The sequence below is a fragment of the Kitasatospora sp. NPDC127111 genome (genome assembly GCF_042677465.1).
Taxonomy (GTDB): Bacteria; Actinomycetota; Actinomycetes; order Streptomycetales; family Streptomycetaceae; genus Kitasatospora.
Genome location: NZ_JBHXTG010000017.1, coordinates 12389 through 34516, shown reverse-complemented (window position 1 = coordinate 34516; position 22128 = coordinate 12389). Strand labels below are relative to the sequence as shown.

Here is a 22128-nt window from a genome sequence, read left to right as displayed (position 1 = left end):
ACTACGGTGGGCCGGTGTCGTCACTACTCCGGTGCCGACGCTGCACAACCCTCCTGCCACGGAGAGACCGTGGCCGCTGAGTCCAAAGGAGGTGGGTTACTCATGCGTCACTACGAGCTGATGGTCATCCTCGACCCCTCGGTTGAGGAGCGCGCTGTCGCCCCCCTGATCGAGAACTTCCTCACCGTCGTCCGCAACGGCGGCGGCAAGGTGGAGAAGGTCGACACCTGGGGCCGTCGCCGTCTGGCTTACGAGATCAACAAGCAGTCCGAGGGCATCTACTCGGTCATCGACCTGAAGGCCACGCCTGAGGTCGTCAAGGAGCTCGACCGCCAGCTGGGCCTGAGCGAGTCGGTTCTGCGGACCAAGGTCCTGCGCCCGGACACCCACTGAGCCACCTCTGAGGCCCCCGGGCCTCGGGTAGCTCGCGTCCGCTGTTTCACGTGAAACAGCGGTGAACGGAACTCTTCCGGAGAGGTCATCACCACCATGGCAGGCGAGACCGTCATCACCCTCGTCGGCAATCTCGTCGACGACCCCGAGCTGCGCTTCACCCCGTCGGGTGCGGCGGTCGCGAAGTTCCGCATCGCGTCCACCCCCCGCACCTTCGACCGCCAGACGAACGAGTGGAAGGACGGCGAGAGCCTCTTCCTCACGTGCAACGTCTGGCGGCAGCCGGCGGAGAACGTGGCCGAGTCGCTGCAGCGCGGCATGCGCGTCATCGTGCAGGGCCGACTGCGCCAGCGGTCTTACGAGACCAAGGAAGGCGAGAAGCGGACGGTCTTCGAGGTCGAGGTCGACGAGGTCGGCCCGAGCCTGCGCTCGGCGACCGCGAAGGTCACCCGGGCCAACCGGTCCGGCGGTCCCGGCGGCGGCGGCTTCGGCGGCGGCCAGCAGGGCGGCGGCCAGGGCGGTGGCTGGGGCGGCGGTGGCGGCCAGCAGGGCGGCGGCTGGGGTGGCAACTCCGGCGGCCAGTCCGGTCCGTCCGACGACCCGTGGGCGTCCGGCGCTCCCTCTGGTGGCAACCAGGGTGGCGGCGGCTGGGGTGCCCCGTCCGGTGGCGGCTTCTCGGAAGAGCCCCCGTTCTAGAGCTGACAGATTTCGTGCGGTCCGGCGGCCGGCGTCGCGAGACGCCTGCCGGGCCGTGAACCCCAAATGGAGCACACAATGGCGAAGCCGCCTGCTCGCAAGCCGAAGAAGAAGGTTTGCGTCTTCTGCAAGGACAAGGTCAACTACGTTGACTACAAGGACACGAACCTGCTGCGGAAGTTCATCTCCGACCGCGGCAAGATCCGTGCCCGCCGGGTCACCGGCAACTGCACCCAGCACCAGCGTGACGTCGCCACGGCCGTGAAGAACAGCCGTGAGATGGCGCTGCTGCCCTACACCAGCACCGCGCGCTAAGAGAGGGTGACCAACTGATGAAGATCATCCTCACGCACGAGGTGCCGGGTCTCGGCTCCGCCGGCGAGGTCGTCGAGGTCAAGGACGGCTACGCCCGCAACTACCTGGTCCCGCGTGGCTTCGCCATCCGCTGGACCAAGGGTGGTCAGAAGGACGTCGACGCCATCCGTCGCGCCCGCAAGATCCACGAGATCCAGACCCTCGAGGCCGCCAACGAGGTCAAGGGCAAGCTGGAGGGCGTCCAGGTCAAGCTGGCCGTCCGCTCGGGCGAGGCCGGCCGCCTGTTCGGCTCGGTCACCCAGGCCGACGTCGTCGAGGCCATCAAGGCCGCCGGCGGCCCCGCCGTGGACAAGCGCGCCGTCGCGATCGCCTCGCCGATCAAGACCGTGGGCACCCACAAGGTCTCGGTCAAGCTGCACGCCGACGTCCAGGCCAACCTCGACGTCGCCGTCGTCGCTGCCTGAGCTCCGTAGCAGTGGCCCGAGGGCCGGTCTCCCCGTCGCGGGGAGGCCGGCCCTCGGTCGTTCCTCGGCCGTTCCGCCGCGGGTCGCCGGGTCGCCGGGTCGCCGGGTCGCCGGGTCGCCGGGTCGCCGGGTCACCCGGTCACCGGGCCACGGACCATCGGGCACCGTCAGGCCCGCACCGCGCCGGTGACCAGCCACTTGCCGCCGCGCGCCCGCCAGGCCAGGAACGCGCCGCGGACCAGCATGAACAGGTTCATCGCCCACCAGAGCCCGGCCAGCCCGGAGCCGGTGGCGGGCACGGCCAGGGCCACCGGGGCGAAGACGGCCAGCGTGGCGAGCATCGCCCAGGCCAGGTACGGGCCGTCGCCGGCGCCCATCAGCACCCCGTCCAGCACGAAGACCAGGCCGGCGACCGGCTGACAGAGCGCGAGCAGCAGCAGGACGGTGTTCAGCTGCGCCTGCACCGCCGGGTCCGGGGTGAACAGCGGGACGTACAGCGGGCGGGCGAGGACCACCAGCAGGCCGAGCACCAGGCCGGCGCCGACGCCCCACTCGATCATCCGCCGGGTGGCCGCCCTGGCGCCCGGGACGTCCTCGGCGCCCAGGCAGCGGCCGATGATCGCCTGGCCGGCGATGGCGATGGCGTCCAGCGCGAAGGCGATGAAGAGGAAGACCGTCATGGCGATCTGGTGCGCGGCGATCTGGTCGTCGCCGAGCCCGGCGGCCACCGCGGTGGCGATCATCAGGACGGCGCGCAGGCTCAGCGTGCGGACCATCAGCGGCCCGCCGGCCCTGGCGCAGGCCCGGATGCCGGCCGGGTCGGGCCGCAGCGAGGCGCGCTCCCGGCGGGCCCCGCGGACCACCACGACCAGATAGGCGGCGGCCATCCCGGTCTGCGCCAGCACCGTGCCCCAGGCCGAGCCGGCCACGCCGAGCCCGGCGCCGTAGACCAGGCCGGCGTTGAGGCCGACGTTGGCGGTGAACCCGGCGATCGCGACCAGCAGCGGCGTACGGGTGTCCTGGAGGCCGCGCAGCACGCCGGTGGCGGCCATCACCATCAGCATCGCCGGGATGCCCAGCGCGCTGATCCGCAGGTACGTCACCGCGTACGGCGCGGCCGTCGCGGAGGCGCCGAGCGCCTCGGCGGTCCAGGGCGCCAGCAGCAGGGTCAGGGCGACGACGCCGACCGAGAGCGCCAGGGCGAGCCAGATGCCGTCGATGCCCTGCTGGATGGCGGCCCGGCGGTCACCGGCACCGATCCGACGGGCGACCGCGGCGGTGGTGGCGTAGGCGAGGAAGACGAACACCCCGGTGAGGGTGGTGAGCGCGGCGGACGCGACGCCGACCCCGGCCAGCTGCGGGGTGCCGAGGTGGCCCACGATGGCCGAGTCGGCCATCAGGAACAGCGGCTCGGCGACCAGGGCGCCGAAGGCCGGGACGGCGAGGGCGAGTATCTCCCGGTCGTGCCGTCGGCGGTCGGTGGTGGGGGCGGTCATGGGGTCAAGGCTACTCATCCACAGGTAACGATCGCCAGGGTATTTCGGGTCTTACTCGCAATCATGAGCGACGGGCCCGCCGCAGGATGTGTCCACGGCCACCCGACTGTGTGTGAAGAATTTCTCATGCACAGCCCTGGGAGGGGGTCATCGCAGGTCAGCAAGTTGACGGTGGATCGATCGTCGGGTTATCCACAGGGCTTTCCACAGGGGTGTCCACAGGTTTGCGGCACTTCTCCACAGCCTCCGGGCGCTCGTCCACACCCCCTGTGGATAACCGCCTTGGCTGAAGGGCGTCCGGCGCCTTAGCGTGGGCTGTCCCGGCCGACACACCCACCCGCCACGGCGTCCGACCCGTCGGTGCGGTGGCGTAGAAATGCGGTGGCCCGAGATGAGCAGCGCGGCTCCGCTCCACCCGGCCACCGGCAAGGCCCGCTCCAACTCGCACCACTCGCTGAACGGGGAACACGTGTGACCGGCCCCCAGTACGACGACCACGACGCCCCGCCGCCGGAGGAGGACTGGCCGACCGACGACCCGTTCCCGGCCGGTGCCTTCGCCGACGACCCGTTCCCGGACGGCCCGGGCGACCGGCTGCCGGTCTCGCGCAGCCGCGGCAACGGCCAGGGCCAGGGCGGCTTCCAGGGCGGCGGTTCGCAGGGCGGCTTCCAGAAGGGCGGCAAGGGCCCGGGGGGCTTCCAGCGCGACGGCAAGCGGCGCCAGGGCGAGGACGAGCGCTCCGAGGGCGTCGACGGCTTCGAGCGGGTCCCCCCGCAGGACCTCGCCGCCGAGCAGTCCGTCCTCGGCGGCATGCTGCTCTCCAAGGACGCCATCGCCGACGTGGTCGAGGTGCTCAAGCCGGCCGACTACTACCGGCCCGCGCACGAGCTGATCCACGGCGCGATCCTCGACCTCTACGCCCGCGGCGAGCCGGCCGACCCGATCACCGTGGCCGGCGAGCTGACCAAGCGCGGCGAGCTGACCCGGGTCGGCGGCCCGGGCTACCTGCACACCCTGGTCAACTCCGTCCCGACCGCCGCCAACGCCGAGTACTACGCCGAGATCGTCCACGAGCGCGCGGTGCTGCGCCGGCTGGTCGAGGCCGGTACCCGGATCGCGGGCATGGGCTACGCCGCCGAGGGCGACGTGGACGAGATCGTCAACGCGGCGCAGGCGGAGATCTACGCCGTCACCGAGCAGCGGACCAACGAGGACTACGCGCCGCTCGCCGACATCATGGAGGGCGCGCTCGACGAGATCGAGGCGATCGGCTCCCGCAACGGCCAGATGTCCGGCGTCCCCACCGGCTTCGCCGACTTCGACCAGCTGACCAACGGCCTGCACCCCGGCCAGATGATCGTCATCGCCGCCCGTCCGGCCATGGGCAAGTCGACCCTGGCACTGGACTTCGCGCGGGCCTGCTCGATCCACCACAAGCTCCCGAGCGTGATCTTCTCGCTCGAAATGGGACGCAACGAGATCGCCATGCGTCTGCTCTCCGCCGAGGCCCGGGTCGCGCTGCACCACATGCGTTCCGGGAACATGACGGACGACGACTGGACGCGGGTCGCCCGCCGGATGCCGGACGTCAGCGAGGCGCCGCTGTTCATCGACGACTCGCCGAACCTGTCGATGATGGAGATCCGGGCCAAGTGCCGCCGGCTCAAGCAGCGCAACGACATCAAACTGATCGTCATCGACTACCTCCAGCTGATGCAGTCCGGCGGCTCCCGCCGGGCCGAGAACCGTCAGCAGGAGGTTTCGGACATGTCGCGGAACCTGAAGCTGCTGGCCAAGGAACTCGAAGTCCCGGTGATCGCGCTCTCCCAGCTGAACCGTGGTCCCGAACAGCGCACCGACAAGCGGCCGATGGTCTCGGACCTGCGTGAATCCGGCTCGATCGAGCAGGACGCCGACATGGTCATCCTGCTCCACCGCGAGGACGCCTACGAGAAGGAGTCCCCCCGCGCGGGCGAGGCCGACCTGATCGTCGCCAAGCACCGCAATGGTCCGACCGCCACCATCACCGTGGCATTCCAGGGTCATTACTCGCGATTTGTCGACATGACGAGGGACTGACGCTGCCATTCGCGCGGTCGCGGACGTCCACGCGTCCGCGCGACGGCGGGAAACCGCTCAGCGCCTGGTCCCGTACCTGGTCAGGACCACGCCGCCGGGAAACGTCCGCGTCTCCACCAGGTTCAGGTTCACCCAGCTGTCCAGCGCGGTGAAGAACGGCGTGCCGCCGCCCACCAGGACCGGATGGGCGGCGATCACGTACTCGTCGATCAGCCCGGCGCGCATGGCCGCGCCGGCGAGCGTCGCGCCGCCGATGTGCATCGGGCCGCCGTCCTCGGCCTTGAGCCGGGTGATCTCGGCGATCGCGTCGCCGGTGACCAGGCGGGTGTTCCAGTCGACCTCGTCGATCGTCGAGGAGAACACCACCTTCGGCGTGTCCCGCCAGGTCCGCGCGAACTCGATCTCCGCCGGGGTGGCGCCGGGCCGCTGGTCGCCGGTCGGCCAGTAGGAGCTCATCGTCTCCCACAGCTTGCGCCCGTACAGCGACAGGCCACTCGCCCGCTCGTGGTCGAGCCACCACTGGAACAGCTCGTCGCTCGGCGGTCCGCTCCAGCCGATGTCGTCGCCGGCCGCGGCGATGTAGCCGTCCAGGGTCAGGTTCATACCGTAGATCAGTTTCCGCATGGCCCGGCCTTCCGTCCGCGGGTGTCCGGCGTACAGACCAGCGTGACGCGGGAAACCCTCCGCGCGCGACATGGGCTCGCCGGGAGTCCACCTTGTCGTTTCGGTGCGGACTGCTTATATGATCGCGATCGTCGTGCTGCGTCGAGCCAGTTTCCTTCGCGACTCCGCCACGGCCGTACCTGCGCCAACGCGCATTCTGAACATGCCTAGGGGGGCACTGTTTTGAAGATCCGTCGTGCACTCGCGGCCGGCCTCGTCGCCGCCGCCGTGCTCTCTCCCGCCGCGCTGTCCGCCACTCCCGCCTTCGCCGAGGCCGGCGGCGGTCAGAACCAGACCCGGGCCGGCAGCGCCGGGATCGCCGAGCTGGAGCAGGCCGCCGCCGAGGCGGCGAAGGCCTACGAGGCCGCGCTGACCGCGCTGGCCGCGAAGCAGGCCGAGGTCAACGCCAAGATGGACGGGCCGCTGCCCGCCGAGATCACCGAACGGGCGAAGAAGGCCGCCGCCGCCCTCGCCGCCGCCGAGAAGAAGCTGGAGGCCGCGGAGAAGGCGCGTCGGGACGCCAACGACGCGATCGACAAGCTGCCGCCGACCGCGACCGAGGACGAGCGGGTCGCCCTGTTCGTCATCCTCCACCAGCGGGACGTCGAGCTGACCGCCGCCAAGGCGAAGGTGGCCGAGGCGAAGGCCGAGGCCACGGCCGCCAAGGACGCGGGGGACGACTGGCGGATCGCCGCCCTGCGGGAGCTCCACCAGGCCAAGCAGGCGGCCGACAAGGCCAAGCAGGCCAAGGAGGCGGCCGACAAGGCGCTCGCCGACGCCAAGGCCGCCGCCGCTGCTGCCGCCGCCGCGGCCGAGGCCGCCAAGCAGGAGGCCAACAAGCCGGCCGAGGGCACCGGGACGAACACCCCGGCCCAGCAGGCGCAGACCGTCCAGGTGGCGAACACCGGCACGACGGCGCAGAACGCCTCGACCGGTACCGCCGACTCCGGCCGCACGCCCGGCTCGACCGGTCGCAGCTCGGGGTCGACCACCACCACGACCACAGCTACCACCGCTACCACCACGAGCACCGCGGCCGGTCAGCTGGCCGACACGGGTGCCTCGGACGCCGCTCCGCAGCTCGCGCTGATGAGCGCGGTCTCGATGGCCGCCGGTGTCGGTGTGCTGTTCTACGTCCGCCGTCGCAAGGCCGGCAGCGCCGCCTGAGCACGTGACGCACGCCGGGCCCGCACCCCCCTCGGGGAGTGCGGGCCCGGTGCGTCGTGCGGGCGGAGTGCCGCGGTCAGAGCGTGACGGTCGCGCGGAAGACGGTGGCGGCGGTGCCGGCGAGCCGGGTGCCGGTGCCGGTCGCGGGGAGGAACACGGACTCGCCGCGGGCGAGGTCCAGGGTGGTGCCGTCGGCGGCGGTGAGCCGGGCGGTGCCGGCGGTGCAGAGCAGGATCTGCGGCGCGCGGCCGTCGACCTCGCGCTCGTGCCCGTCCAGGACGAAGCGGGAGAGCCGGAACTCGTCGATCGGGACGGGGTAGAGCTCCTCGCCGGGGGTGCCGTCGACGGCGGTCGGGACCAGCGGGTCGGGGGCGCCCGGCATGAACTCGACGACCTTGAGCAGCTCGGGCACGTCGACGTACTTGGGGGTGAGCCCGGCCCGCAGCACGTTGTCGGAGTTGGCCTGCAACTCGACGCAGACGCCGTGCAGATAGGCGTGCGGGACGCCGGCGCCGAGGTAGAGCGCCTGGCCGGGCCGGAGCCGGACGGCGTTGAGCAGCAGGCCGGCGATCAGACCGCGGTCGCCGGGGAACTCGCGGGTGATCCGGGTGTACAGCGCGTACGGGCCGTCGGGATCGCCGGCGGCGGCCTTGTCCACCGCCTCGGCGGTGTCCCGGACGGCGGCGGCCGCGGCGTCCCCGTCCATGGTGAGGATCGCGGCCAGGGTGTCGCGCAGGGCCCGGGACTCGTCCTCGGCGCCGAGCAGCCCGATCAGCGGGTCGAGCGCGGGCACCCCGAGCCCGGCCATCAGGGCGGCCGCGTCGGCGGGCGCGCGGAAGCCGCAGAGGCCGTCGAACTCGTTCAGCGCGCAGATGAGTTCGGGCTTGTGGTTGGCGTCGCGGTAGCTGCGGTGCGGGGCGTCCAGCGGGATGCCCAGGGCGTTCTCCGCGGCGTACCCGGCCCGGGCCTGGTCGAGGGTCGGGTGGGCCTGGATGGAGAGCGGGATGCCGGCGGCCAGGACCTTGAACAGGAAGGGCAGCGAGGGCCCGAACCGGGCCACGGTGGCGGCGCCCAGCTCGCCCTCGGGGTCGGCGGCGATCAGCTCGTCCAGCGGGCGCGGCCCGGCCCCCCGGTCGGCGCGGGACGGCGCGCCGGGGTGGGCGCCCATCCACAGCTCGGCCTGCGGTTCCCCGGTGGGTTCCTGCCCGAGCAGCTCGGGGAGTGCGGTGACCGACCCCCAGGCGTACGGGCGGACAGTGTTGACGAGCCTGTCCATGCGCGCGGTCCTGCTCCTTCGCTGCGGTGGCTGGTGTGCCGGATCGCCGGCCCGCCCCGGGCGGGCCCGGTGCGGGTGGCACGCGGTGCGGGTGGCCCGGGCGAAGGCCGGGCATCGACCCTAGCCGACCGGCGCCGCCGTCGGGGAAACGGCCGGGGCCGCCGGGGAGTGCCGCAGCCGTACCGGTGGGGCGAGAGGGCGGTAGTAGGATGCCAGGACGCAGTGTTTTCCACAGTGGTTTCCAGGTCGGCGGGACGCCGGCGGGGACTGCGTTCAGAGTGCGGGCAACGGTGACTGGCACTTCCCGCCACCGGCCGAGAGGTTTGTACGTGACCGTGAACCAGCAGAGTTTTGCTGATCTCGGCAGGGTGCTGGTGATCATCCCGACGTTCAACGAGGCGGAGAACGTCGAGCGGATCGTCGGCCGGGTCCGTGCCGCGGTGCCCGAGGCCCACGTCCTGGTCGCCGACGACAACAGCCCTGACGGCACCGGCGAGCTGGCCGACAAGCTGGCCGCCGAGGACCCGAACGTGCACGTCATGCACCGCCGGGGCAAGGAGGGGCTGGGCGCCGCCTACCTGGCCGGCTTCCGCTGGGGCATCGACAACGGCTACGACGTCCTGGTCGAGATGGACGCGGACGGCTCGCACCAGCCCGAGGAGCTGGACCGGCTGCTGGGCGCGCTGCGCGGCGCGGACCTGGTGCTCGGCTCGCGCTGGGTGCCGGGCGGCCGGGTGGTCAACTGGCCGAAGTCGCGCCTGCTGCTCTCGCGCGGCGGCTCCACGTACTCGCGCCTGATGCTGAACGTGCCGATCCGGGACGTCACCGGCGGCTACCGGGCGTTCCGCAAGGAGACCCTGCTCGGCCTGGGCATGGAGGAGGTCGCCTCGGCCGGGTACTGCTTCCAGGTGGACCTGGCCTGGCGGACGGTGAAGGCCGGCTTCAAGGTGGCCGAGGTGCCGATCACCTTCGTCGAGCGCGAGCTGGGTGCCTCCAAGATGAGCCGGCACATCGTGATCGAGGCGCTCCTGCGGGTCACCTCCTGGGGTGTCGCCGACCGGCTCGCCAAGCTGACCGGCCGGAAGGGCTGACCGCCTCCTCCGGTCATCGGACCTGAAAGCGCTCGGGCCCGCCTGTTCTCCACAGGCGGGCCCGAGCGCTTTCGGCTGTCCGGAGGGGGTTCGCGCGTCGGGGCGGGCTCGCGTGGGCGGGCTCAGCAGCCGCCCGGCTTGAGCGCGCTGGCCGGCAGGTGCTGCTCGGCCCAGAGCGCGAGCTCGGTGAGCGCGGGGCGCAGCGCGGCGCCGGCCTCGGTGAGGCGGTAGCTGACGCGCAGCGGCGGGCCCTCGTCGACCTGGCGCAGGACGAGCCCGGCGTCGGCCAGCTCGGTGAGCCGGTCGGAGAGCATGCGCTCGCTGATGCCGGGGACGGTCCGGCGCAGTTCGGAGAAGTAACCGGGCCCGTTGTTGGTGAGCACGGCCAGGATCAGGCCGGTCCAGCGCTTGCCGAGCAGGGTGAAGACGCGGGTCAGCGCCACTTCCCCGCCGGTGCAGACGGGCGTCGCCGTACACGTCTCGGGGAGCGCGTCGATCCCGTCGGTCGCTACCTCGTGCTGGGCCATGCGTACAGCCTACCTGGCCCGCCCCCAGTGACTGCAGAAAAGTAAGCTGCTACTGTAGCTGCAGCTGCGGGGGAAAGAGCAGCTACTTATTCGATGGAGGTCCCCTCATGCCCACGCTGCTGCACCTCGACTCGTCCGCCTTCACCGACGGCTCCGTCTCCCGCGAGGTCTCGGCCGCCTTCCGCACCGCCTGGCAGGCCCAGCACCCGGAGGGCACGGTGGTCTACCGCGACCTCGCCGCCCGGCCGGTGCCGCACCTGGACGCCCACGGCATCTCCGCCGCGTTCACCCCGGCCGGGCAGCAGAGCCCCGAGCAGGCGGCCGCCCTCGCCCTGCGCGAGGAGCTGATGGCCGAGCTGGAGCAGGCGGACGCCATCGTGATCGGCACGCCGATGTACAACTTCACGATCCCGTCCAGCCTCAAGGCCTGGCTGGACCAGGTGATCCTGATGGGCCGCACGGCGGGGGACAGCCCCTCGGCGGCCGGCAAGCCGGTGACGGTGGTGGCGGCGCGCGGGGGCTCGTACGCGCCCGGCGCCCCGCGCGAGCCCTACGAGTTCGTCACCACCTACCTGGAGAAGGTGCTGACCGGGATGCTCGGGCTGGAGGTCGACTTCATCGTCCCCGAGTTCACCCTGGCGGCGACCGTCCCGGCGATGGCCGACTTCGTCCAGCAGGCCGCCGACTCCAAGGCGCGGGCGCTGGAGGACGCGGCGCGCAAGGCCAAGGCGCTCGCCGCCTGAGCGGCGCCCGGGCGTGTCTGACGGGGAATCGGCGGGTCGTGCTCCCATGCTGTAGGGCGCAGGGAGTCCGACCCGCCGACCCGAGGAGCCACCAGTGACGCCGTCCCCGCCCGAGGAGCGTGCCGACGCCGTCGACGGCACCGGCCCCGCCGGGGCCCGGCCGCTGGAGGTCGCCGTCTTCACCGGCCCCGAGTCGGCCTTCTTCGCGACGTCCACGCTGATCCTCGGCGAGCGCACCGCGATCCTGGTCGACGCCCAGCTCACCCGCAGCGCCGGCCGCGAACTGGCGGAGTGGGTCGCGGGGAAGGGCCGCCGCCTGCTCGCCATCGTCGTCACCCACCAGCACCCCGACCACTACTTCGGCGCCGAGGAGGTGCTGAAGCTCTTCCCGGACGCGCAGCTGCTCGCCGCGCCGCCGGTGGTCGACGGCATCCTGCGGACCGCCGCCGCCAAGGTCGCGCAGTGGAAGCCGGTGTACGGCGACGACATCCCCGACCACCCGCTGGTGCCCGCCCCGCTGCTGCCCCAGCCGCTGATGATCGACCGCCAGGTGATCCCGGTGCTGCTGCTCGGCCAGGGCGACTGCGGCGACTCCACCGTGGTGCACGTGCCCAGCATCGGCACCGTGATCGCCGGGGACTTCGTCTACAACGGCACCCACGTCTGGACGGCCGACACCACCCCGGAGCAGCGCACCGCCTGGACGCGCAACCTCGGCCGGATCGCCGGGCTCGGCGCCCAGCGGGTGATCGCCGGCCACCGGGCGCCCGACCGGGGCGACGAGGCCGCCCGGGTGCTCGCCTTCACCGGCGAGTACCTGCAGGACTTCGACCGGCTGCTGGCCGCGTACCCGGACGATCCGGAGGGGCTGGTCACCGCGATGAACGAGCGGTACGGGGAGCTGACCCTGCCGGCCATCCTGGAGCTGGGCGCCGCCGCCAACACCGCCCGGCCCCGGGCCGCGGCCGAGGAGGACGACGGCATCGTCGACGCGGAGATCGTGGAGGACGAGCCCGAGGCCTGAACCGCCGGGCGGATACTGGCGGCATGACGCCGTACGACGTGATCGTGCCCGCCGGCGGCGCCGCCCGGCGGCTCGGCGGCGCGGACAAGCCCGGCCTCACGGTCGGCGAGACCACGCTGCTCGACCGGGTGCTCGCCGCCTGCGTCGGAGCCCGCACCACCGTGGTGGTCGGCCCGGCCCGGCCGACCGCCCGCGCCGCGGTGCGCTGGACCCGCGAACAGCCGCCCGGCGGCGGGCCGGTGGCGGCCGTCGCGGCCGGCCTCGCCGAGGTGACGGCCGGGATCGTGCTGCTGCTCGCCGCCGACCTGCCGTTCCTGGACGAGCGCACCGTCGGCCGGCTCGTCACCGCCCTCGCAGGGGCGGAACCGGACACCGAGGCCGTCGTCCTGGTCGACGCCGCCGGCCGCGACCAGCCGCTCGCCGCCGCCTACCGCACCGCGGCCCTGCGCACCGCGCTGGCCGCCGCCGGCGACCCGGCCGGCCTGCCGCTGCGCCGCCTCACCGGCGGCCTGCGCACGCTGCGGCTGGCCGACACCGACGACGTCACCTACGACTGCGACACCTGGGAGGACCTGGAGCGCGCCCGCGAGCGCGAAGGCGGGTAGCGGGGCTTCCACGGGGCCGCGGGGCCTCACGGGCCCCGGCTCACGGCGTCTCCGGGCCGGGCTCACGGCGTCTCCGGGGCCGGGCTCACGGCGCCTCCGGGGCCGCGTGAGGGAAACGACGCGCGCCGCTCACCGGGCAAACGTCCCGGGGAAACCGGTGATCAGGCAGCATGGGGCCCATGGAGCGCACGCTGGATGACTGGATCGCCGAGGTCGGGACCGAGCTGGGGATCGACCTGGACGTCGACGTCCACGGACTGCTCGACCTCGCCCGGGTGGTCGCCCACGGGGTGGCCCGGCCCGCCGCGCCGCTGACCGCCTTCCTGGTCGGCTACGCGGCCGCGCAGCGGGGCGGCGGCCCGGCGGCGGTGGCCGAGGCGTCCCGGCGGACCGCCGAGCTGGCCGAGCGCTGGGCCGCGGCGGCCGGGCCGGACCAGCCGTGAGCACCGTGGAGGAGGACCCCGTGCTCGGCCGGTTCCGTACCGACGTCCCGGCGACGCTCGGCTGGGCGCAGGCCCGGGAGACCGCCCGCCGGGCCGGACTGCGTCCACTGCCCCCGCAACTGCTGGACCTGGCCGACGCGCTCGGCCGCACGCTCGCCGAGCCGCTCACCGCGCTCACCGACCTGCCCGCCTTCGACACCTCGGCGATGGACGGCTGGGCGGTCGCCGGCCCCGGCCCGTGGCGGGTGGCCGGCCGGCTGCTGGCCGGTGAGCGGGCGGAGCCGCTGGCCGACGGCGCGGCCGTGGAGATCGCCACCGGCGCGCAGCTCCCGCCCGGCGCCACCGCGGTGCTCCGCCGCGAGCACGGCGAGCGGGCCGCCGGCCTGCTGCACGACCGCACCCCGGGCTCGCTGACCACCGGTCAGGACGTGCGGCCGCGCGGCCAGGAGTGCCGCCGGGGCGAGGCGCTGCTGCCGGCCGGCACGCCGGTCGGCCCGGCCGTCCTGGGCCTGGCCGCGGCCTGCGGCCACGACCGGCTGGCCGTCCGCCGCCGCCCGGTGGTCGAGCTGCTCGTGCTGGGCGACGAACTGCTCGCCGCCGGCCTGCCGCGGCCCGGTCTGGTCCGGGACGCGCTCGGCCCGCTGCTGCCGCCGTGGCTGCGCGCGGCCGGCGCCGAGGTGGGCGGGGTGCGGGCGGTCCGGGACGACTTCGGCCTGCTCCGGGACGCCGTCCGGCACTCCACCGCGGACGTGGTGGTGACCACCGGCGGGACGGCCGCGGGGCCGGTCGACTTCCTGCACCGGGCGCTCGCCGAGGCCGGCGCCCACCTGCTGGTGGACGGCGTCGCCGTCCGCCCGGGCCATCCGATGCTGCTCGCCGGGCTGCCCGGCGGCCGCCACCTGGTGGGCCTGCCCGGCAATCCGCTGGCCGCGGTGGCCGGCACGGTCACGCTGGCGCTGCCGCTGCTGCACGCCCTGGGCGGCCGGTCGGCCGGCGAGCCGGTGCTCGCCCCCGCCGCCGTCGACCTGCCCGGTCACCCCGCCGACACCCGGCTGCTGCCGGTCCGTCGGACCGTGCGCGGCGCCGTCCCGCTGGCCTTCGACGGCCCGGCGATGCTGCGCGGCCTGGCCCGGGCCGAGGCGCTCGCCGTGGTGCCGCCCGGCGGCGTGGCCGCCGGCGGGACGGTGGAGCTGCTGGCGACCCCTTGAGTGACCCCTTGAGCGATCCCTTGAGCGATCCCTTGAGCGGACCCTTGAGCGGACCCTTGAGCGGGCCGGTGCGCGAGCGGGTGACCTGCCCCGTGAGCGGCCCGGAGCGGGTCACCGGCCTCAACCGCCCGGCGGGACGGCCGGCCTGATGGTGATGATCCGGTCGGTGAGCCGGAGGGTGGCGGCCTCCGGGTCGGTGTACCTGAGCAGCCGTCGGCCGCGCACCACCGCGACCACCAGATCGGCACACTCGCGCGGGCTGCGCCCGGCCTCGTCCCGGGTGACCGGGCGCTCGTAGACGTCAAGGCCGGTGCCGTAGGTGAGCAGGTCCTCCATCACCGCGCCGGCGTGCGGGCTGAGCATCGACATGCCGAGCAGGCGGCCCGCCGAGCTGGAGCTGGTGACCACGACGTCGGCGCCGCTCTGCCGCAGCAGCGGGGCGTTCTCGTCCTCGCGGACGGCGGCGACCACGGTGGCGCCCTTGTTGAGCTGGCGGGCGGTCAGGGTGATCAGCGCGGCGGTGTCGTCGCGTTCGGGGGCGACCACCACCCGGGAGGCACGGGGGAGTTCGGCGCGCAACAGGGTGTCGGTGCGGGTGGCGTCGCCGACCACGCCGGCCAGGCCGTCCAGGGTGGCCTGCTCGATCACCTTGCGCTGCGGGTCGACGACCACGATCTCGGCCCGGCGCACGCCCTGTCCGAGCAGGGTGTCGACGGCGCTGCGGCCCTTGGTGCCGTAGCCGATCACGACGGTGTGTTCCCTCACTGCGGACCTCCAGCGTCCGAGCCGCCACTGCCGGCGGGTGCGTTCGGTGAGCACTTCGAGCGTGGTGCCGACCAGGATGATCAGGAAGAGCACGCGGAGCGGGGTGATCACGAAGATGTTGGTCAGCCGGGCGCTGTCGCTGAACGGGGTGATGTCGCCGTACCCGGTGGTGGAGAGCGTCACGGTGGCGTAGTACGCCGAGTCGAGGAAGCTCAGGCTCCCGTCGGCGTTGTCGTGGTAGCCGTCGCGGTCCAGCCAGACGATCACGGCGGTGGCCACCAGCAGGGCGAGCGCCAGCAGCAGCCGCCCGGACACCTGGCGCAGCGGTGCCCGCGGTCTCCGCGCCGGGAGGACGACCCGGTCGCCGGCCTCGACGTCGGGCGCCGTTCGGCCGGCGCGGCGCTCCGACAGCCGCTGCCGGAGGCCGGTCCGCCGTGCCCCGGAGGGCTGCTCGCCTTTCGTCACGTCGTCAAGAATGGCGTGGCGGCGGAGTGGTGGAGGCCCTGCCGGGGCCGCCCCGGCGTGTCGACGTCCGGCCGTCACCGTGGGGCGTCCGTCGCGAGGGGGCGCCCGGTACGCAGTAGCTTCGGGGCATGCATGCGATGACGATTCCTGAACCCGGCGGGCCCGAGGCGCTGGTCTGGGCCGAGGTGCCGGATCCGGTGCCCGGCGAGGGCGAGGTGCTGGTCGAGGTGGCGGCCTCCGCGGTCAACCGTGCCGACCTGCTCCAGCGGCAGGGCTTCTACAACCCGCCGCCCGGCAGTTCGCCGTACCCGGGGCTGGAGTGCGCCGGCCGGATCGTCGCCCTCGGGCCCGGGGTGGCGGGCTGGGCGGTCGGCGACGAGGTGTGCGCGCTGCTGAGCGGCGGCGGCTACGCGGAGCTGGTCGCGGTGCCGTCCGGGCAGCTGCTCCCGGTGCCGAAGGGGCTCACCGTGGAGCAGGCCGCCGCGCTGCCCGAGGTGGTCTCGACGGTCTGGTCCAACGTCTTCCTCACCGCCCACCTGCGGCCGGGCGAGACGGTGCTGCTGCACGGCGGCGCCAGCGGCATCGGGACGATGGCGATCCAGCTGGCCAAGGCGGTCGGCGCCCGGGTGGCGGTGACGGCGGGCAGCGCGGCGAAGCTGGCCCGGTGTGCGGAGCTGGGGGCGGACATCCTGATCGACTACCGCGAGCAGGACTTCGTCGCGGCGCTCCGGGAGGCCACCGACGGCGCCGGGGCGGACGTGATCCTGGACATCATGGGCGCCAAGTACCTGCAGCGGAACGTGGACGCGCTGGCGGTGAACGGCCGGCTGGTGATCATCGGGCTGCAGGGCGGGGTGAAGGGCGAGCTCGACCTCAACGCGCTGCTGCGCAAGCGCGGCGCGGTGATCGCGACCAACCTGCGCGGGCGGCCGCTGGCCGAGAAGGCCGCGATCGTGGCGGCGGTGCGCGAGCACGTCTGGCCGCTGGTCGAGTCCGGGGTGGTGAAGCCGGTGATCGACCGGGTGCTGCCGCTGGCCGAGGCGGCCGCCGGGCACCGGGCGCTGGAGGCGGGCGAGCAGGTCGGCAAGGTGGTGCTGCGGGCCTGACCTGGCCCCCGGCCCACGGCGGCGGGCGGCGTGGCCGGCGGGGCGGTTGGTGCACAGCCGTTCGAAATGCCCGGAATGTCGGATTGTGTGAATCTGGTCGGGAGCTGTCCCGCCGCCGACCCCGCCCGTGCGCGGTCGGCCGTCGGAAGGACCTCGACCGTGGCCGCACCTTCGAAGACGTCCCTCGGGCCGCTGCCCGCCGCGCGCTCCCGCCGTCGCACCCCGGGCAACCGTCGCCGGGGCGGCCACCGGCTTCGCCTGCTGCTCGCGGTGGCGGTGCTCGGACTCACCGTGCCGCTGGGCGTCGGGGCGCCGGCGCTGGCGGCGCCGGCCGGGCCCGCGGAGCAGTCGGCCGGGCCCGCGGAGCAGTCGGCCGGCGCGGGGGCGTCCCTCCCGTCGGGTCCGTCGTCCGACGCGTCCGGCCCGGCCGAGGCCACCGGTCCCGCCGAGGCCGTCCAGCCGTCCGGCCCGGCCGAGCCGTCGGGGCCCGCGGGCCCCGACGGGCCGGCCACCGGTCCCGTCCGGTCCGGCTCGCCGTCCGCGGGAGCCACCACCGCGACCGCGTCCGCGACCGGGCTCCCGCCCTCCGCCGGGCCGTCCCCGGAGGCCTCGCCGACGGCGACCGCCGCCCCGGGCGGACCGCCGGCACCGACCGGCCCGTCCGCACCCACGGTGAGCGCGGAGCCCGTCCCGGGCCCGGTCGCGCAGCCCTCGTCGGCCGTGTCCGGCCCGGCCGCCGCGCCGCCGCAGCACCTGGGCGGCCGCCCCTGGCCCGGGCCGGCCGCCGGCCCGTGGGCGGCGTGGGACACGACCGGGCACCGGCACCGGCCCGCCTCGGCGCCCGAGCGCGCCGGGACGGTCCCCGACCGCGCGCCGTACCGGGCCCCCGGACGCGGGGCCGAGGTGCCCGGGCAGTCCGCCGGGGCGGACCGGCCCGCCACCGGGGCGGACCCCGCCGAGAGCGGGGCCGGCGGCCCGGCCGAGGACGCCGCCGCAGCCCCCGACAGCGCGACGCTGGCGGCCGGGACGGCGGCCCAGCAGGCCGTCGCGGTCCCGCCGGTCGTGGTGCCGGCCCGCTGGGGCGACGCCTCCACGACGCAGCTGCCGCTGGGCGCCGGCCTCGGCCTGATCGGCTGCGGCCTGGGCCTGATCGGCCTGCGCCTGCGCAAGGGCTGAGCCCGGGCGCCGCCGTCCCCCGCGCGGCCGTCCCCACGCCGCTGTCCCACGCCGCTGTCCCGCGTCGCCGTCCCGCGCGTTCTCCCGCACGCCCCCGCGCGAACTGAGTATCCGTACGGATGCCGGGCCGCCGCGCGGGGGCGTAGCGTCGTGCGCGGTGGCGGGCGGAACCGGCCGACGGCGGTGCGACCGGGGGCTTCCGTCCGACCAACCCCAGTGAGGGAGAATGTTGTTCATGACGAATCCGATGAACGAGCGCTCGCCGCAGGAGCTCCACCAGGCCATGGGCGGGCAGTCGCAGGACGGCCAGAAGGTGCTGATCGTCGGACCGGACGGGCTGCCGGTGGGCCAGGGTTTCGCCGCGTCCGCGGGGGACGACGACCCCGACGGGCCGCGCGAACTGCCGGTGACCGAGATGGTGGAGCAGCCCGCCAAGGTCATGCGGATCGGCAGCATGATCAAACAGCTGCTGGAGGAGGTGCGGGCGGCCCCCCTCGACGAGGCCAGCCGCGCCCGGCTGAAGGACATCCACGCCAGTTCCATCAAGGAGCTGGAGCTCGGCCTGGCGCCCGAACTGGTCGCCGAGCTGGAGCGGTTGTCGCTGCCGTTCACCGAGGACTCGATCCCCACCGAGGCCGAGCTGCGGATCGCGCAGGCCCAGCTGGTCGGCTGGCTGGAGGGGCTGTTCCACGGCATCCAGACCGCGCTGTTCGCCCAGCAGATGGCGGCGCGCGCACAGCTGGAGCAGATGCGCCGGGCGCTGCCGCCCGGCCTGCACGGCGGTGAGCAGGAGGGCGAGGAGCCGGGCGAGGGCCGCGGGATCCGTTCCGGCCCGTACCTGTAGCCGGGCCGGGCCCACCGCGCCCGGCCACCGCGGGCCGGCCGGCGGCGGGCCGGGCGCCGGGCGCACCGCGGTCCGGGTGTTCGGACGTACCGCCACGATCCGGTACCGGACGCACCACCGCACGCAGTACGACGGGTCGTCGGTCGCGGCTCGGACACAGTGTCGGCCCTGCGCCGATCGGTGTCGCCGCGAGCCGATACCCTGGGCCCCTGTCGCGGGCCGGGCGAGCAACGCGACAGGGGCGGGCCGGCCGAGGGCGCCGGGCCCGGACACGCACGGACGAGACCGAACGTCACACGGTCGCGGCGGCACGGCCGCGCCGAGGGGGAGCAGAGGACCATGAGCGAGCACGGCAACGCGGTCGAGGGCCACTCCCTGGGCAACGGCAGGTACGTGCTGCAGCGGGTGCTCGGCGAGGGCGGCATGGCCTCCGTGCACCTCGCCTACGACAACGTGCTGGACCGCCAGGTCGCGCTGAAGAGCATGCACGCCGAGCTGGGCCGGGACGAGACGTTCAAGGAGCGGTTCCGCCGCGAGGCGCAGTCGGTGGCCCGGCTGGAGCACACCAACATCGTCACGGTCTACGACAGCGGCGAGGACATCGCCCCGGACGGCTCCAGCACGCCGTTCATCGTGATGCAGCTGGTCGACGGCAAGGGCCTGCGGGACGCGATCAACGAGGCGGTCGCGCAGTACGGCGCGATGCCGGTCGACGAGGCGCTGCGGATCACCGTCGGCGTGCTGAACGCGCTGGAGGCCTCGCACGACCAGGGCCTGGTCCACCGTGACATCAAGCCCGGCAACGTGATGTTCGACCGCAAGGGCACCGTCAAGGTCATGGACTTCGGCATCGCCCGCGCGCTGGACTCCGGCGTCACGTCGATGACCCAGACCGGCATGGTGGTCGGCACCCCGCAGTACCTCTCGCCCGAGCAGGCGCTCGGCAAGCCGGTGGACGCCCGCTCCGACCTCTACTCGGTCGGCGTGATGCTCTTCGAGATGCTCACCGGACAGCTGGTCTTCGACGGCGACTCGGCGTTCTCGATCGCCTACAAGCACGTCCAGGAGGAGCCGGTCGCGCCGTCCACGATCAACCGGGCGGTCAGCCCGGCGGTGGACGCCTTCGTCGCCCAGGCGCTGCGCAAGGACCCGGCGCACCGGTTCCCGACCGCGGCCGCGATGCGCGACGAGGCCGAGCGGCTGATGGCGGCGGAGAAGGGCGGCGGCGCCAGCCAGCTGCAGGCCAGCACGCCGCTGGTGATCACCGACGGCCCGCGCTCGGCGCACGCCGCGCCGCAGACGCCCCAGCCGCAGTTCCTCCAGCAAGGGGGGCAGCCGCAGTACCAGACGCCGCCGCCCGCCTTCCAGACCCCGCCGCCGGCCTTCCACACGCCGCCGCCCGCCTTCCACACGCCGGCGCCGGCGTTCCAGACGCCCCCGCCGGCGTTCCAGACCCCGCCGCCCTTCCCGCAGCAGGCGCACACCCCGCCGCCGCAGCCCATGCCGCAGCCGATGCCGCCGTTCCAGCCGGCTCCCGCGTCGAGCAGCAGCGGAGGCTGCTCCACGGCCCTGGTGATCGTCGGCATCATCCTCGGCGTGATCGTGCTGGCGATCATCATCATCGCGATCGTGGTGACCAAGGCCGAGAAGGACACCAAGACCAGCCCCAGCTCGCGCAGCGCCGAGCGGACGGCCACCGTCCTGTACCTGGACGCCCCGGCCGACCGGCATGGCCTGCTCTGATGCGTTCCGTCCGGATCGGGCGTGCTACGGGGGACAGCCGGAGGCGGTAGCGTTCGGGGAATACGAAGCGACAGGGCACCGCGATCCGAGCGAAGGCCCGGGGCGAGGAGCGATGGCACAGACGCAGCAGCCGGACGACGACGAAGGTGCCCGGGCGGCCGGTCCGGCCGGCGGGGCCCCGAGGACTCCCGACGCCGGTAGCGACGCCGCCACCACCGCGCTCCCGCCGTACGGCGGCGGCCCGCAGACCCCGGGCCGGGGCACCGCGGCCCCGCTCGGCACGGTCGGCGACGGCCGCTACCGGCTGACCCACCGGCTCGGCCGCGGCGGCATGGCCGAGGTGTTCGCCGCCCAGGACATCCGGCTCGGCCGGACCGTCGCCGTCAAGCTGCTCCGCGGCGAGCTCGCCCAGGACGACATCGCCCGGCTGCGGTTCACCCGCGAGGCGCACGCCGTCGCGGCGCTGAACCACCACTCGATCGTCTCCGTCTACGACACCGGCGAGGAGTACGTCGGCGACGAGTCGACGCCGTACATCGTCATGGAGCTGGTCGAGGGCCGGACCGTCCGCGAGCTGCTGGTCGACGAGGAGGAGCCGCCGGTCGACCAGGCGCTGATCATCATCGCCGGGGTGCTGGAGGCGCTCGCCTACAGCCACCGGCACGGCATCGTCCACCGCGACATCAAGCCGGCCAACGTCATCATCACCACCACCGGCGCGGTCAAGGTGATGGACTTCGGCATCGCCCGCGCGCTGACCGGCACCGCCAGCACCATGACCCAGACCGGCATGGTCATGGGCACCCCGCAGTACCTCTCGCCCGAGCAGGCCCTCGGCAAGCCGGTCGACCACCGCTCCGACCTGTACGCGGCCGGCTGCATGCTCTACGAACTGCTGACGCTGCGCCCGCCGTTCACCGGTGACACGCCGCTCTCGGTGGTCTACCAGCACGTGCAGGACCCGCCGGTGCCGCCCTCGCAGGCCAATCCGCGGGTGCCGGCCGCGCTCGACCCGCTGGTGCTGCGCTCGCTGGCGAAGAACCCGGACGACCGCTTCCAGGACGCCGACGAGTTCCGCGCCCACCTCCAGCACGCGCTGCGCGAGATGCACGGTGCCGGCGGGGCCTGGGCGGCGGCGGCCGGGCTGGCGGCCCTGGGCCACAGCGGTGCCAACCCGGTGATCGGCACGGACGAGACGGCCGTGCTCGGCGGCGGCATCGGCGGTTCGGGCGAAGCGACGACGATGCTCCCGTACCCGGGGCCCGGCGGCCCGCACACCCCGGCCACGCCCTACCAGGCGCCCGGCGGACCGTACGGCGGCGACGACGGCTCGGGCGGCGACGACGACGGCCACGACCGGCGGCGCGGCCCGTGGGGCTGGGTGGCCGGGGCCGCGGCGGTGCTGGTCGCGGCGGGTGTCGGCATCGCGCTCGCGCTCACCGGCGGCGGTGGCGGGAACAACCACAACTCGACGCCGAGCGCCTCCGTCTCGACGCCTGCCGCCACCGAGACCACCGCGCCGAGCACCGGCCCGACCTCGACCACGGCGCCGACGACGCAGAGCAACAGCCGGCGGCCGTCCCAGCCGACCGACAACAACAACCAGAGCCCCGCGGCCAGCCAGCCGTCCGGCCGGCACACCACGCAGCCGACCATGACGCCCACCGGCACCAGGTCGGCGACGGCCACCACGACGGCGACCGGCACCCCGACCTCGACCGGCACCCCGACGGGCGGGGCGACCGGCACGCCGAGCGGCGGGCCCGGCCAGACCGGAACGATGCCGCCGCCGTCGAAGCCGGCCACCACCCCCACCGTCCCGGCGGTCCCCTGACCGCC

21 protein-coding genes and 1 pseudogene are annotated in these 22128 nt (G+C 74.3%); 17 read left to right on the top strand and 5 right to left on the bottom strand.

Annotation, left to right across the window (positions count from 1 at the left end; genetic code table 11):
- The first annotated feature begins 102 nt into the window (after window positions 1–102).
- The 4 genes from rpsF to rplI all read left to right on the top strand — a co-directional run bounded on the left by rpsF (window position 103) and on the right by rplI (window position 1868).
- Window positions 103–393, top strand: a complete 291-nt coding sequence (gene rpsF / locus ACFVHB_RS13745) for a 30S ribosomal protein S6 (RefSeq protein ID WP_148643846.1) — start codon at window positions 103–105, stop codon at window positions 391–393.
- 96 nt (window positions 394–489) lie between these two features.
- Entirely contained in the window at window positions 490–1089 is a 600-nt protein-coding gene (locus tag ACFVHB_RS13740) for a single-stranded DNA-binding protein (protein WP_380320046.1), read from the top strand.
- A gap of 78 nt (window positions 1090–1167) precedes the next feature.
- On the top strand, window positions 1168–1404 hold the full coding sequence (gene rpsR, locus ACFVHB_RS13735) for a 30S ribosomal protein S18 (RefSeq protein WP_030304537.1): 237 nt from the start codon (window positions 1168–1170) through the stop codon (window positions 1402–1404).
- Window positions 1405–1421: 17 nt separating this feature from the next.
- Window positions 1422–1868 carry a 50S ribosomal protein L9 gene (gene rplI / locus ACFVHB_RS13730; protein WP_380320043.1) on the top strand — a complete coding sequence of 149 codons (447 nt, stop codon included), beginning with the start codon at window positions 1422–1424 and terminating at the stop codon, window positions 1866–1868.
- Between the two features lie 167 nt (window positions 1869–2035).
- Here rplI and ACFVHB_RS13725 read toward each other — a convergent pair whose 3' ends face one another.
- The gene (locus ACFVHB_RS13725; protein WP_380320040.1) at window positions 2036–3364 is read right to left on the bottom strand and encodes an MATE family efflux transporter; all 1329 of its coding nucleotides are present in this window, start codon (window positions 3362–3364) and stop codon (window positions 2036–2038) included.
- Between the two features lie 471 nt (window positions 3365–3835).
- On the opposite strand from ACFVHB_RS13725, the gene dnaB reads away from it, so the two are divergent.
- Entirely contained in the window at window positions 3836–5443 is a 1608-nt protein-coding gene (gene dnaB / locus ACFVHB_RS13720) for a replicative DNA helicase (protein ID WP_380320038.1), read from the top strand.
- Between the two features lie 57 nt (window positions 5444–5500).
- Here the strand turns inward: dnaB and ACFVHB_RS13715 are convergent, their stop codons facing one another.
- The gene (locus ACFVHB_RS13715; RefSeq protein ID WP_380320035.1) at window positions 5501–6067 is read right to left on the bottom strand and encodes a dihydrofolate reductase family protein; all 567 of its coding nucleotides are present in this window, start codon (window positions 6065–6067) and stop codon (window positions 5501–5503) included.
- Between the two features lie 222 nt (window positions 6068–6289).
- Between ACFVHB_RS13715 and ACFVHB_RS13710 the strand changes: the two genes are divergently transcribed.
- Complete coding sequence (locus ACFVHB_RS13710; RefSeq protein ID WP_380320032.1) at window positions 6290–7273, top strand: LAETG motif-containing sortase-dependent surface protein; 984 nt, start codon at window positions 6290–6292, stop codon at window positions 7271–7273.
- Window positions 7274–7349: 76 nt separating this feature from the next.
- Here the strand turns inward: ACFVHB_RS13710 and manA are convergent, their stop codons facing one another.
- A complete protein-coding gene (manA, locus tag ACFVHB_RS13705) occupies window positions 7350–8549 on the bottom strand; it encodes a mannose-6-phosphate isomerase, class I (RefSeq protein WP_380320029.1) in 1200 nt (399 codons plus the stop codon).
- Window positions 8550–8878: 329 nt separating this feature from the next.
- Between manA and ACFVHB_RS13700 the strand changes: the two genes are divergently transcribed.
- A complete protein-coding gene (locus ACFVHB_RS13700; RefSeq protein WP_380320026.1) occupies window positions 8879–9640 on the top strand; it encodes a polyprenol monophosphomannose synthase in 762 nt (253 codons plus the stop codon).
- Window positions 9641–9762: 122 nt separating this feature from the next.
- Here the strand turns inward: ACFVHB_RS13700 and ACFVHB_RS13695 are convergent, their stop codons facing one another.
- Window positions 9763–10167, bottom strand: coding sequence for a winged helix-turn-helix transcriptional regulator (locus ACFVHB_RS13695; protein ID WP_380320023.1), 405 nt, complete (start codon window positions 10165–10167; stop codon window positions 9763–9765).
- 107 nt (window positions 10168–10274) lie between these two features.
- On the opposite strand from ACFVHB_RS13695, the gene ACFVHB_RS13690 reads away from it, so the two are divergent.
- The 5 genes and pseudogenes from ACFVHB_RS13690 (at window position 10275) to ACFVHB_RS13670 (ending at window position 14190) form a co-directional block, all read left to right on the top strand.
- Window positions 10275–10910, top strand: a complete 636-nt coding sequence (locus ACFVHB_RS13690; RefSeq protein WP_380320020.1) for an FMN-dependent NADH-azoreductase — start codon at window positions 10275–10277, stop codon at window positions 10908–10910.
- A 94-nt stretch (window positions 10911–11004) separates the two neighbouring features.
- Window positions 11005–11934 (top strand): MBL fold metallo-hydrolase, encoded by a 930-nt coding sequence (locus ACFVHB_RS13685; protein ID WP_380320017.1) that lies wholly within the window; start codon window positions 11005–11007, stop codon window positions 11932–11934.
- A 23-nt stretch (window positions 11935–11957) separates the two neighbouring features.
- Entirely contained in the window at window positions 11958–12539 is a 582-nt protein-coding gene (locus ACFVHB_RS13680) for a molybdenum cofactor guanylyltransferase (RefSeq protein WP_380320014.1), read from the top strand.
- A 160-nt stretch (window positions 12540–12699) separates the two neighbouring features.
- Window positions 12700–12982 (top strand): annotated as a pseudogene (locus ACFVHB_RS13675) (DUF6457 domain-containing protein); the annotation flags it as partial.
- 5 nt (window positions 12983–12987) lie between these two features.
- Window positions 12988–14190 (top strand): molybdopterin molybdotransferase MoeA, encoded by a 1203-nt coding sequence (locus ACFVHB_RS13670; RefSeq protein WP_380320241.1) that lies wholly within the window; start codon window positions 12988–12990, stop codon window positions 14188–14190.
- A gap of 120 nt (window positions 14191–14310) precedes the next feature.
- On the opposite strand, the gene ACFVHB_RS13665 is transcribed toward ACFVHB_RS13670, so the two are convergent.
- Window positions 14311–15366 (bottom strand): potassium channel family protein, encoded by a 1056-nt coding sequence (locus ACFVHB_RS13665; protein WP_380320238.1) that lies wholly within the window; start codon window positions 15364–15366, stop codon window positions 14311–14313.
- Window positions 15367–15548: 182 nt separating this feature from the next.
- Between ACFVHB_RS13665 and ACFVHB_RS13660 the strand changes: the two genes are divergently transcribed.
- The 5 genes from ACFVHB_RS13660 (at window position 15549) to ACFVHB_RS13640 (ending at window position 22123) form a co-directional block, all read left to right on the top strand.
- On the top strand, window positions 15549–16526 hold the full coding sequence (locus tag ACFVHB_RS13660) for an NAD(P)H-quinone oxidoreductase (RefSeq protein ID WP_380320011.1): 978 nt from the start codon (window positions 15549–15551) through the stop codon (window positions 16524–16526).
- A 159-nt stretch (window positions 16527–16685) separates the two neighbouring features.
- Window positions 16686–17702, top strand: coding sequence for a hypothetical protein (locus tag ACFVHB_RS13655; protein ID WP_380320009.1), 1017 nt, complete (start codon window positions 16686–16688; stop codon window positions 17700–17702).
- Between the two features lie 235 nt (window positions 17703–17937).
- Window positions 17938–18546 carry a bacterial proteasome activator family protein gene (locus ACFVHB_RS13650; RefSeq protein WP_380320006.1) on the top strand — a complete coding sequence of 203 codons (609 nt, stop codon included), beginning with the start codon at window positions 17938–17940 and terminating at the stop codon, window positions 18544–18546.
- A 339-nt stretch (window positions 18547–18885) separates the two neighbouring features.
- Window positions 18886–20289, top strand: a complete 1404-nt coding sequence (locus tag ACFVHB_RS13645; protein ID WP_380320003.1) for a protein kinase — start codon at window positions 18886–18888, stop codon at window positions 20287–20289.
- Window positions 20290–20401: 112 nt separating this feature from the next.
- Window positions 20402–22123 carry a protein kinase gene (locus ACFVHB_RS13640; protein ID WP_380320000.1) on the top strand — a complete coding sequence of 574 codons (1722 nt, stop codon included), beginning with the start codon at window positions 20402–20404 and terminating at the stop codon, window positions 22121–22123.
- Window positions 22124–22128: the final 5 nt, after the last annotated feature.

Bases quoted from the DNA above. Each gene is read 5' to 3' on its own strand.
- ACFVHB_RS13690 (WP_380320020.1), top strand. From the start codon at position 10,275: ATGCCCACGCTGCTGCACCTCGACTCGTCCGCCTTCACCGACGGCTCC.
- ACFVHB_RS13715 (WP_380320035.1), bottom strand. From the start codon at position 6,067: ATGCGGAAACTGATCTACGGTATGAACCTGACCCTGGACGGCTACATC.
- ACFVHB_RS13645 (WP_380320003.1), top strand. From the start codon at position 18,886: ATGAGCGAGCACGGCAACGCGGTCGAGGGCCACTCCCTGGGCAACGGC.
- ACFVHB_RS13725 (WP_380320040.1), bottom strand. From the start codon at position 3,364: ATGACCGCCCCCACCACCGACCGCCGACGGCACGACCGGGAGATACTC.
- ACFVHB_RS13680 (WP_380320014.1), top strand. From the start codon at position 11,958: ATGACGCCGTACGACGTGATCGTGCCCGCCGGCGGCGCCGCCCGGCGG.
- rplI (WP_380320043.1), top strand. From the start codon at position 1,422: ATGAAGATCATCCTCACGCACGAGGTGCCGGGTCTCGGCTCCGCCGGC.
- rpsF (WP_148643846.1), top strand. From the start codon at position 103: ATGCGTCACTACGAGCTGATGGTCATCCTCGACCCCTCGGTTGAGGAG.
- manA (WP_380320029.1), bottom strand. From the start codon at position 8,549: ATGGACAGGCTCGTCAACACTGTCCGCCCGTACGCCTGGGGGTCGGTC.
- ACFVHB_RS13695 (WP_380320023.1), bottom strand. From the start codon at position 10,167: ATGGCCCAGCACGAGGTAGCGACCGACGGGATCGACGCGCTCCCCGAG.
- ACFVHB_RS13740 (WP_380320046.1), top strand. From the start codon at position 490: ATGGCAGGCGAGACCGTCATCACCCTCGTCGGCAATCTCGTCGACGAC.
- ACFVHB_RS13650 (WP_380320006.1), top strand. From the start codon at position 17,938: ATGACGAATCCGATGAACGAGCGCTCGCCGCAGGAGCTCCACCAGGCC.
- ACFVHB_RS13660 (WP_380320011.1), top strand. From the start codon at position 15,549: ATGCATGCGATGACGATTCCTGAACCCGGCGGGCCCGAGGCGCTGGTC.
- rpsR (WP_030304537.1), top strand. From the start codon at position 1,168: ATGGCGAAGCCGCCTGCTCGCAAGCCGAAGAAGAAGGTTTGCGTCTTC.
- ACFVHB_RS13640 (WP_380320000.1), top strand. From the start codon at position 20,402: ATGGCACAGACGCAGCAGCCGGACGACGACGAAGGTGCCCGGGCGGCC.